Source organism: Ralstonia sp. R-29, assembly GCF_049913345.1.
Taxonomy (GTDB): Bacteria; Pseudomonadota; Gammaproteobacteria; order Burkholderiales; family Burkholderiaceae; genus Ralstonia.
The window spans coordinates 3,297,080-3,306,264 of the sequence record NZ_CP184377.1 but is presented as its reverse complement, the minus strand read 5'-3'; the positions used below and the strand labels follow the sequence as shown (position 1 = coordinate 3,306,264).

The window sequence follows — 9,185 nt, the reverse complement described above, 5'->3', positions numbered from 1 at the left end:
GAAGATGAGCGGACGGTGAGGGACAAGCGCGCCGTCTTTATGCGGTGACGCCTTCGGCTTCCGTGAGGGTGTCTTCCAGGTCGAGCACGTCTTCAAACTCGACCACGTTGTCGATCTCCGTGCCCATCGCGATGTTGGTCACACGCTCGAGAATCACCTCCACCATCACCGGCACCGAGAACTCGGCCATGAGCAAGCGTGCCTGCGCAAAGGCGGGTTCGATGTCTTCCGGCTTGAACACGCGGATCGCCTTGCAACCCAGGCCTTCCACCACTTTCACGTGGTCGACGCCGTAGCCGTTCAGCTCAGGGGCGTTCACGTTGTCGAAGGCGAGCTGGACGCAGTAGTCCATGTCGAAGTTGCGCTGCGCCTGGCGGATCAGGCCCAGGTACGAGTTGTTCACCACCACGTGGATGTACGGCACCTTGAACTGCGCGGCCACCGCCATTTCTTCGATCATGAACTGGAAGTCGTAGTCACCCGAGATGGCGACCACGTCGCTGTTGGGCGAAGCCACCTTCACGCCGATCGCGGCGGGAATCGTCCAGCCCAGCGGGCCGGCCTGGCCGCAGTTGATCCAGTGGCGCGGCTGGTTGACCGACAGGAACTGCGCAGCGGCGATCTGCGACAGACCAATCGTCGACACGTAGCGAACGTCGCGGGGGAAGTACTGGTTCATCTCGCGGTACACGCGCTGCGGCTTGATGGGCACGTTGTCGAAGTCCGAGCGACGCTGCATCGTGCGCTTGCGCTTCTGCACGTCGGCGCACCAGCCCTTGCGGCACGGCAGCTTGCCGGCAGCCTTCAGTTCGCGGGCGACTTCAATGAACTTCTCCAGCGCAGCACCAGCGTCCGACACGATGCCCAGGTCCGGACCGAACACGCGGCCGATCTGGGTCGGTTCGATATCGACGTGGATGAACTTGCGGCCCTTGGTGTACACGTCGACGCTGCCGGTGTGGCGGTTGGCCCAGCGGTTGCCGATGCCGAACACGAAGTCCGACGCCAGCAGCGTGGCGTTGCCGTAGCGGTGCGAGGTCTGCAGACCGACCATACCGGCGTTGAGCGGGTGGTCATCGGCCAGCACGCCCCAGCCCATCAGGGTCGGGACCACGGGCACGTTCACCAGCTCGGCAAACTCGACCATCAGCTTGGCCGCATCGGCATTGATCACGCCGCCGCCGCACACCAGCAGCGGGCGCTCGGCCCGGCACAGCATCTCGATGGCGCGCTCAGCCTGGGCACGCGTGGCCGCGGGCTTGTAGACCGGCATCGGGCTGTAGGTGTCGATGTCGAATTCGATCTCGGCGACTTGCACGTCGAACGGCAGGTCGATCAGCACCGGACCCGGACGGCCCGAGCGCATCAGGTGGAACGCTTGCTGGAACACGCGCGGCACCAGCGCCGGCTCGCGCACGGTGACGGCCCACTTGGTAACCGGCTTGGCGATCGACTCGATGTCGACGGCCTGGAAGTCTTCCTTGTACAGGCGGGCGCGCGGTGCTTGGCCGGTGATGCAGAGGATGGGGATCGAATCCGCCCAGGCCGAGTACAGGCCGGTGATCATGTCGGTGCCCGCCGGGCCCGAGGTGCCGATACACACGCCGATGTTGCCCGGTTCGGCACGCGTGTAGCCTTCGGCCATGTGCGAGGCGCCTTCCACATGGCGGGCCAGCACGTGGTCGATGCTGCCGGCGCGACGCAGCGCCGAGTACAACGGGTTGATGGCGGCGCCAGGCACGCCGAAGGCGGTGGTGATGCCTTCTTTTTCCAGCACCGCAACGGCGGCATCGATCGCTCTCATCTTCGGCATGGGGTGTCTCCAGGAAGGGGAAGGTGGGAATCACGTTGAGCTGATCCTATTCCCGCATGCCGATACCGATAAACGCCGATTTCGTCAGTTGATTGTGAACCTCACATATCGAATGAGTTTGCGTGCCGCAGCAATCCCGAGTCAACAATCAGCCGAAGAGACGCGGTGTCACAACGTTTCCGCGCGATTTTGTGCAGCGCAGAAATTCAGCGACTCCCCCGAGCATCGATCACATCACTGCCTGTCATTTCAGTCATTCGTCATAGGTGATATGCGCTGGATAGTGGCAATCCGCGTACGGAATCCTCCCTACACTGTTTGGACATTGCAGACTGGAATGATGGAATGGACAAGCTCAAGCAAATCGAAGCGTTCATCGCCGTGGTGGAGCACGGCAGCATGGCCGCCGCCGCGCTCACGCAGGACGTGACGCCCGTCATGATCGGCCGGCGCATCAACGCGCTGGAGGCGCGACTGGGCGTGAAGTTGCTGCATCGGTCCACGCGCCGCATTGCCGTGACAGAGCAGGGCGCGGTGTTCATGGAGCAGTGCAAGAAGGCGCTGGGTGAGCTGGACCGCGCCGAGCTGCTGGTGGCTGAAGGCCGCCACAAGGCGACGGGCCACCTGATCGTCTCCGCGCCGGCCGCGTTCGGGCGCAAGCACGTCGCGCCGCATGCGCCGGACTTCCTACGCGCCAACCCGGACGTGCGCATCTCGTTCAACCTGACCGACCGCGTGGTCGACCTGGTGCGCGAGGGGTACGACCTGGGCATCCGCATTGGCGGCGCGATCGATCCGAACTTTGTGGCGATCCGCCTGGCATCGAACAAGCGCGTGGTATGTGGCACGCCCGCGTACTTCGCCAAGCACGGTGTGCCGCGCACGCTGGATGACCTGGCCAAGCACAACTGCCTGGCGTTCAACCTGCAGGGCGGCCAGCAGCGCGGTTGGTACTTCCAGCAGAACGGCAAAGCCGTCACCGTGAAGGTCAACGGCAACCTCGACTGCAACGACGGCGAACTGCTGCACCGCTGGATGGGTGAGGGCCTGGGCCTGGGCTGGCGCTCAACGTGGGAGATCCAGCCCGAGCTGGAATCCGGCGCGCTGATGACGGTGCTCGATGACTACGCGCTGCCCGACTACGACATCCTCGCCGTGTACCCGCAGCAGCGGCCGGTGCCGGCGAAGATCCGGTTCTTTATCGAGCACTTGAAAGCGGTGTATGGGCAGGCGGGGTATTGGTCGCGGGTGGGGTGACCGGCGCCGAACGGATGATGGGCCTCGACTCGCCATCAAGCGCATAGTAAGGACGTGCTCACGACCGGAGGCGGGAGATGCTACGCAGAATTGCAGTTGTCGCCGCCCTCATGCTCAGCACCTCCGCGCTGGCGTGCAAGCTGACCGGGCTGGAGCATCCGATTGTGTTCCCGCCCGGTGAGTCCGCGCCGCCCACCGCCGAAATCCTGAAGCTGGCGGAATGGGATTCGCAGCTCAAACAGGATTTCCCTCGCGGCGGCAAGTACAGGGTGGTCTTGCGTGAGGGGCCCGAGCCCGCTGCCGACGCAGAGCTGGCGGTTCTGCGCCTCAGGAGCCTCCAGGCTGTGTTAAACGCTGTCGGGATCGACGGCGACAAAGTGGAGTCCTCCGAAGCCGATGCGCATCTGCGCGCCGTGCAACACGACGGCGCTGCCCCAAAGATGGCGACAGCCGCCTATGTGGTCTTCCAACCGGACTGCCCACAGCCATGTTGCGCCGACCCGGCGCCCGACACGCTACCGCCCTCGAACCATGCGAGGCCGCTTGCGCGCCCGAGCTAGGTGATCGCTACCCGCCCCTGCGTCAGATCTCGCAGCGTGACTCTCGGCGCAGCGGACGCATAGCGGTCTACGCGAAGACCAACCGTGCTTTGACGCTCGCCCACCGACTCGGCCCTTGCGGCAACCCAATGGAACCGCATGTGCTGCCGCTGTCAGGTTGAATTTCTGGCGAGGGGACTGGCTGCGGCGCTGGGTTCTTGTCGTCCTCCGTTGGTGGTAGGGAGGCAGACGCTCCAGCTCACGGCGCAACTTCCCGAGCTTCGGCTTTCGCATAATTCGGAAATCGCTGATTGAACAGATAGCCGATTCGATTCTCAATTCATGACTTATTCCATCACTGGAGATACGTCATGTCTGAGCGGAAATCGACCACCCATCTGTTCGCAAGCGCGGGAGCAAGAACCGAGCGCGGCGGATGGGTGATGACCGATAGCAAGATCGTCATGGTTGGCCTGCCCGTTGCAGCAGTCGGCGACATCGTGCAGTACGAGGATGGTGGTCAAGCCGTGATTATCGATGGCGCGGGCGGTGCCATGGTGTTCGGCAATCAGCCCTGTGCGTTGGTTGGCAGTCGCTTGAGCAATGGCGACCGCATTGTGAGCACGTTCTCCACGCTAGGGATTAGCGTCTCCGAAGGAGAGTAGATCCATGGGCTATTCGATCCGTCTTATGCGCCGGAGCCACCACCGCCTGAGTATCGCCAAGTGGTGCGCGGAGCGACAACAGCACGCGGTGGCGTGGTGCAGGAAGTCTCAGGCGAAACAGCCATGCGTTCTCGGCTTGGGTGTGTCGCAATGGTGGGCGACCACGTGCACTACGCAGATGGCTCGACTGCCACCATTGTCAGCGGCGTTGCAATGGAAGACCGCTTGAGTGACGCCGCGTATGCCATTGTCGGCAGCCAACTCAGCAACGGCGACGTGATCACTGACAGCCCTGAGCGCGAAGGCGTCTTGTCATCCAGCATATTCGCACTAGCCGGCCCGCAGGTCTGAGCATGGCCATTTTCTATGCAGCCGTAGACGGTGATCCACTGACCAGCGGGAAAGGAGGCTATGTACACGCCACCTTCTGCCCATCGACCATCGAAGATGAAAGCGGGAAGCCCCATCGAATCGCCTTCATTGGAGATGGCGCCTGGTGTGTCGCTTGTAAAAGCGACGGAGTGATTACCTACGGTGTATCAGTCCGAAAAGGTGGGCGCATGCTCATGGGCGGTCGAGAGCAAGCGGTGGGCGGCGATCTGGTGTTGTGCAAGTGCTCGACACCGCCGCGGATTGTTGCGACATACGCCAAGGCACGATGGCAGATCGTAGACACGAGTGAGGCAAGCCCCGCCACGAGTTACGGCATGCCTGCCGCGACTCCGACCTTGGTGTACGACCAGCAGTTCGTCTTGCGCGACTCGCGTACCGGCGAGCCATTGTCCCGCTTGCGCTATCGCATTACTACTGGTGCGGGGCAGGTATATGAAGGCACGACGGATGAGCGTGGAAAGACAGAACGCGTGAAAACCAGCGGGGCGGAACAGCTGCGCCTCGAAATCTTGGAAGAATAAGAACGATGGCGGAAAAGGAATGGACCGAAGTCGCTACGGCTACAACGGACACGATAGACGGGTCCGAGCACGTTGTTGAGATAAGTACCGCACCAATTTGCTCCAACATGAGCAACAAGGACTTCCGGGAACTGGTGATGAGGGCACGTGATGCGGCGGTGTCGTTGATACAGCAGCGCATCGCTGGTGTGGCGAGATGGGACGCGCCGGAACAGGCGCGCGCGAAGCAATTTTTCGGTCGAGCTGACAATGAAATCCGCGCCACGCTGGTAAGCGGACTTCCAAAGCTGCTCAATGCAATGCAAGAGCTTGTGCCCGAAAAAATCGTGCGATGGGATGACGAGACCAGTAGACAGATGACCTGTAGCGTTAATCCAGATAACGGCGACAACACTGCGGCAGTGTGCAAGCCGGACTCAAAAAAGCGTGTCATTGCCATCTATTCGAGATTCTGCACAATTTCGGATGGTGACCTGTGGGCAGCGTCAAAGGTTAAGACACTCATCCATGAATGCAGCCACTACGTCGATACTTTTGACTCGGAAGATATCGCCTATTCGGATACTGAGCCCGGATTGCGAATCTTCGCAATGAGGCATCCCGATAAGGCGATTCGCAATGCAGACAATATAGCGGGCTATATTGCCACCTTCGATATAAAGATTATGAAATGACCAATCACTTCAAAACCAACATGAGAGCTGTATTGGTCGCAGTTGCGCTATCAGCAATTGTCCATGCCGCCCCTGCATATGCATGTACGGTGGGGGAGTCAGTTCGTATCCCGCTCCCATTGAATGGCGTAAACATTGCGGCTGCCGACAGACTAAAGATTGCCGTCGCGGTAATCGAGGCAAGGAAATGGCCGGACGTTGATATTCAAGCTGTCGTCATATCTGGCGCCTACACGGAGGAGCGAAACGGTGAGTATCTTAAGGAGGCACGAGCCAACGTTGCTACGACGTACCTCCAACAACTCGGAATCAAGAGCGAAAACATAATCGTCGACAAAATGACGTTTACCGACGACATGGTGAGGAAGCGCGATGGAACGCTAGACCTCTATCAGGTTGATATCGAGCTCACCCCCCTATGCAACAACGGATGCCAAAAACTCTGTGACGATCCTCGCGTGACGCCGCGTAGCAGGGTGATTCAGTAACGACCGTTGCGCCAGCAACATAGCGTCCGCTTGCATGCAGCCTCAGCCGCCGCTTGTGAGGCTGCACGCAAGCTAGTCGATCACCACACGCCCCTGCGTCAAATCCCGCAGCGTGACCCGTGCTTCGGCTTCGTCCGTCACAGGCAACCGCACGGTCAGCGTGACGCCCGCATCGTAGGCCGCATCGAGCAGCGCATAGCCGTGGTCGTCGATCCACCGCCGGATGCGCGCCTCATCGGCATAGTCGGTCACGAGCGTGAGCGAGGTGCGCGCGATGCGCTCCACGCGTTCGGCTTGCATGAGCGCGCTGGCAATGGCATCGGTGTAGGCGCGCACGAGGCCGCCCGCGCCCAGCTTCACACCGCCGAAGTAGCGCACGACGGCGCCCAGCGTGCTGTCCAGATCGTGATGGCGCAGGACTTCGAGAATCGGGCGACCGGCGGTGCCGGAGGGCTCGCCGTCATCGGACATCCCGGATTGTCCGCCGGCCAGCAGCGCCCAGCAGACGTGCGTGGCCGCAGGATGCTCGGCGCGCAGACGCGCCACGACCTCCATGGCGGCGGCGCGGTCCTCAACCGGTACAGCCCATCCAATGAAACGGCTTTTCTTGATTTCCAGCTCGACAGAGACTGGCGCACGCAGCGTGTAAGTCGGCACGCGCGGTCAGGCGAGGAGGGCGGCCACGAGGTCCGTCGCACGGCCACCCGGCGATTCGAACTTGAGCGAGCTCTCGGTATGCGCCATGTGTTCTTCCATGAGCGCGATGGCGCCTTCCACATCACCGCGCTTGGCGGCTTCCAGAAACGCGGTGTGCTCGTCGGAGGAGCGCACCGCGTCATACGTGGACTGATACAGCATCGTGATGACCGAGCTACGCGCAGACAGCTCGCGCAGCATTTCCTTGAGCACGCTGTTGCCGACCACATCGGCCATCAGCAGGTGAAAATCGGCCATCAGACGATTGCGGCGCGGTACGTCGGCGACGTTGCCACTGGCGGCCACCTTGTGCTCTTCCGCCAAGTGCTTTTCGAGCCGCGCATAGTCGGCAGGCGTGGCCTTGGCGATGAACTCGCGCGCCAGCGCCACCTCCAGCACGCGGCGCACGGCAAACACCTCGCGCGCCTCGGTCTCGTCGGGCTTGGCGACGAACGCACCGCGATCCGGCTCCATGCGGATCAGCTTGTCCTTGGCCAGCATCAGCAGCGCCGCGCGAATCTTGGTGCGGCTGACGCCGTACACCTTCGCCAGCGCCTCTTCGCGCAGCTTGGTGCCCGGCGGCAGACGGTGCGCGACGATCGCCTGGGCGATGTCGTCGGCAATGCCTTCGGAGGAGATGTCGGCGGCGGTGGTTTCGGTCATGGCGCCAATTTTACCGCCGTCCGACAGCAGGGCCGCCTCAGGCATGCGGCAGCGTGTGGGCGGCCGATGCGGCTACACCCTGGCCGTGGGCAATCGCTTCGCCTTCTTCGGTGATGTCGATCTTGCCGTCCAGCACCGCGTTGGCACGCACGCGATCGATGTCCTTCTCCCACGCCGCGATCACCACGGTGGCGACGCAGTTGCCGATCAGGTTGCCCAATGCGCGGGCAATGCCGATGAACCAGTCGACGGAGAGCACCAGCACCAGCCCGATGGCCGGAATGGCCGGAATGACCGACAGCGTGGCCGCCAGGATCACGATGGCCGAACCCGGAATGCCGTGCGCACCCTTGGAGGTCACCAGCGCCACGCCCAGGATCAGCAGCAAATCCTGGAACGCCAGCGGCGTGTTGGTCGCCTGGGCGATGAAGACGGCCGCCAGCGTCAGGTAGATCGAGAAGGCATCGAGGTTGAACGAGTAGCCGGTCGGGATCACCAGGCCCACCACCGAGCGCTTGATGCCCATCTTCTCCAGCTTGTTCATGATGGACGGCAACACCGCATCGGACGATGCCGTACCCAGCACCACCAGCAGCTCTGCGCGCAGGAAGCGGATCAGTTTGAAGATGTTGAAGCCCGCCAGCTTCAGGATGCCGCCCAGCACCACCACCACGAAGATCACCACCGCCGCATAGAACAGCAGCACCAGGAAGCCCAGCTGCTTGAGCGAACCCGCGCCGTACTTGCCCACGGTAAAGGCCACCGCACCCAGCACGCCCAGCGGCGCCAGGCGGATGATCACGGCCATCATGCGGAACAGCACATGCGAGAGCTGGTCGATGAACGAGACCAGCGGCTTGGTGCGCTCACCCAGCAGCGACAGCGAGCAGCCAAAAAGGATCGACACCAGCAGCACCTGCAGGATGTCGCCCTTCACAAAGCCGCTGACGAAGGTATCTGGAATCAGCTTGAGGAAGAACGCGGCCACGCCGGTCGATTCCACTTGCTTGGCCGTCGTCATGTACGAGGCCATGGCGGCCGGGTCGAGCGATTTTGGGTCCACATTCATGCCGTGGCCTGGCCCGAACAGGTAGGCCAGCGCAATGCCCAACGCCAGCGCAATCGTCGTGACGATCTCGAAGTAGATGACGGCCTTGCCGCCCACGCGCCCGACCTTCTTCAGCTCACCGGCACCGCAGATGCCCACCACCACCACCGAGAACACGATCGGCGCAATCAGCATCTTGATCAGCTTCAGAAAGCCGTCGCCGAGCGGCTGCAGTTTCTGCGCAAATTCAGGCGCCCAGATGCCCAGCGCGATGCCCACCGCCAAGGCAATCAAAACCTGCCCGAACAAGGGGCGCGTAAAGCGTTGCATGGTGAATCCTCCTTTGGATTTCAGATGTCATGAGCCTCCTCGTTCGTCTGTCGCGATTGTCGGAAAAGCCCCGTCACGCTCGCTGCATCGCACCAAAT

The 9,185-nt window shown here is 62.1% G+C and carries 11 protein-coding genes; 7 read left to right on the top strand and 4 right to left on the bottom strand.

What is annotated here, in order from left to right:
* Positions 1 to 37: 37 nt before the first annotated feature.
* On the bottom strand, positions 38 to 1,813 hold the full coding sequence (gcl, locus tag ACN9M1_RS15605) for a glyoxylate carboligase (protein WP_426395758.1): 1,776 nt from the start codon (positions 1,811 to 1,813) through the stop codon (positions 38 to 40).
* Between the two features lie 345 nt (positions 1,814 to 2,158).
* On the opposite strand from gcl, the gene ACN9M1_RS15600 reads away from it, so the two are divergent.
* The 7 genes from ACN9M1_RS15600 (at position 2,159) to ACN9M1_RS15570 (ending at position 6,350) form a co-directional block, all read left to right on the top strand.
* Positions 2,159 to 3,070, top strand: coding sequence for a LysR family transcriptional regulator (locus ACN9M1_RS15600; protein ID WP_426395756.1), 912 nt, complete (start codon positions 2,159 to 2,161; stop codon positions 3,068 to 3,070).
* Between the two features lie 110 nt (positions 3,071 to 3,180).
* Positions 3,181 to 3,630 carry a hypothetical protein gene (locus tag ACN9M1_RS15595; protein ID WP_426395754.1) on the top strand — a complete coding sequence of 150 codons (450 nt, stop codon included), beginning with the start codon at positions 3,181 to 3,183 and terminating at the stop codon, positions 3,628 to 3,630.
* Between the two features lie 350 nt (positions 3,631 to 3,980).
* Positions 3,981 to 4,274 (top strand): PAAR domain-containing protein, encoded by a 294-nt coding sequence (locus ACN9M1_RS15590; RefSeq protein ID WP_426395752.1) that lies wholly within the window; start codon positions 3,981 to 3,983, stop codon positions 4,272 to 4,274.
* Positions 4,275 to 4,397: 123 nt separating this feature from the next.
* Positions 4,398 to 4,625 (top strand): hypothetical protein, encoded by a 228-nt coding sequence (locus ACN9M1_RS15585; protein WP_426395750.1) that lies wholly within the window; start codon positions 4,398 to 4,400, stop codon positions 4,623 to 4,625.
* Between the two features lie 2 nt (positions 4,626 to 4,627).
* A complete protein-coding gene (locus ACN9M1_RS15580) occupies positions 4,628 to 5,188 on the top strand; it encodes a hypothetical protein (RefSeq protein WP_426395748.1) in 561 nt (186 codons plus the stop codon).
* Positions 5,189 to 5,295: 107 nt separating this feature from the next.
* Entirely contained in the window at positions 5,296 to 5,862 is a 567-nt protein-coding gene (locus ACN9M1_RS15575; protein WP_426395746.1) for a M35 family metallo-endopeptidase, read from the top strand.
* On the top strand, positions 5,859 to 6,350 hold the full coding sequence (locus ACN9M1_RS15570) for a hypothetical protein (protein ID WP_426395744.1): 492 nt from the start codon (positions 5,859 to 5,861) through the stop codon (positions 6,348 to 6,350). The genes ACN9M1_RS15575 and ACN9M1_RS15570 overlap by 4 nt, the downstream gene beginning before the upstream one ends.
* Before the next feature lie 72 nt (positions 6,351 to 6,422).
* Here ACN9M1_RS15570 and ACN9M1_RS15565 read toward each other — a convergent pair whose 3' ends face one another.
* From ACN9M1_RS15565 to ACN9M1_RS15555, 3 genes are read right to left on the bottom strand one after another with little or no spacing between them, the layout of a single operon-like run.
* The gene (locus ACN9M1_RS15565; RefSeq protein ID WP_426395742.1) at positions 6,423 to 7,007 is read right to left on the bottom strand and encodes an IMPACT family protein; all 585 of its coding nucleotides are present in this window, start codon (positions 7,005 to 7,007) and stop codon (positions 6,423 to 6,425) included.
* Between the two features lie 6 nt (positions 7,008 to 7,013).
* Positions 7,014 to 7,754 carry a GntR family transcriptional regulator gene (locus ACN9M1_RS15560; RefSeq protein ID WP_426395740.1) on the bottom strand — a complete coding sequence of 247 codons (741 nt, stop codon included), beginning with the start codon at positions 7,752 to 7,754 and terminating at the stop codon, positions 7,014 to 7,016.
* On the bottom strand, positions 7,747 to 9,087 hold the full coding sequence (locus ACN9M1_RS15555) for a C4-dicarboxylate transporter DctA (protein ID WP_426395738.1): 1,341 nt from the start codon (positions 9,085 to 9,087) through the stop codon (positions 7,747 to 7,749). The genes ACN9M1_RS15560 and ACN9M1_RS15555 overlap by 8 nt, the downstream gene beginning before the upstream one ends.
* Between the last annotated feature and the right edge of the window lie 98 nt (positions 9,088 to 9,185).

Bases quoted from the DNA above. Each gene is read 5' to 3' on its own strand.
- gcl (WP_426395758.1), bottom strand. From the start codon at position 1,813: ATGCCGAAGATGAGAGCGATCGATGCCGCCGTTGCGGTGCTGGAAAAA.
- ACN9M1_RS15600 (WP_426395756.1), top strand. From the start codon at position 2,159: ATGGACAAGCTCAAGCAAATCGAAGCGTTCATCGCCGTGGTGGAGCAC.
- ACN9M1_RS15595 (WP_426395754.1), top strand. From the start codon at position 3,181: ATGCTCAGCACCTCCGCGCTGGCGTGCAAGCTGACCGGGCTGGAGCAT.
- ACN9M1_RS15590 (WP_426395752.1), top strand. From the start codon at position 3,981: ATGTCTGAGCGGAAATCGACCACCCATCTGTTCGCAAGCGCGGGAGCA.
- ACN9M1_RS15585 (WP_426395750.1), top strand. From the start codon at position 4,398: ATGCGTTCTCGGCTTGGGTGTGTCGCAATGGTGGGCGACCACGTGCAC.
- ACN9M1_RS15580 (WP_426395748.1), top strand. From the start codon at position 4,628: ATGGCCATTTTCTATGCAGCCGTAGACGGTGATCCACTGACCAGCGGG.
- ACN9M1_RS15575 (WP_426395746.1), top strand. From the start codon at position 5,296: ATGAGCAACAAGGACTTCCGGGAACTGGTGATGAGGGCACGTGATGCG.
- ACN9M1_RS15570 (WP_426395744.1), top strand. From the start codon at position 5,859: ATGACCAATCACTTCAAAACCAACATGAGAGCTGTATTGGTCGCAGTT.
- ACN9M1_RS15560 (WP_426395740.1), bottom strand. From the start codon at position 7,754: ATGCCTGAGGCGGCCCTGCTGTCGGACGGCGGTAAAATTGGCGCCATG.
- ACN9M1_RS15555 (WP_426395738.1), bottom strand. From the start codon at position 9,087: ATGCAACGCTTTACGCGCCCCTTGTTCGGGCAGGTTTTGATTGCCTTG.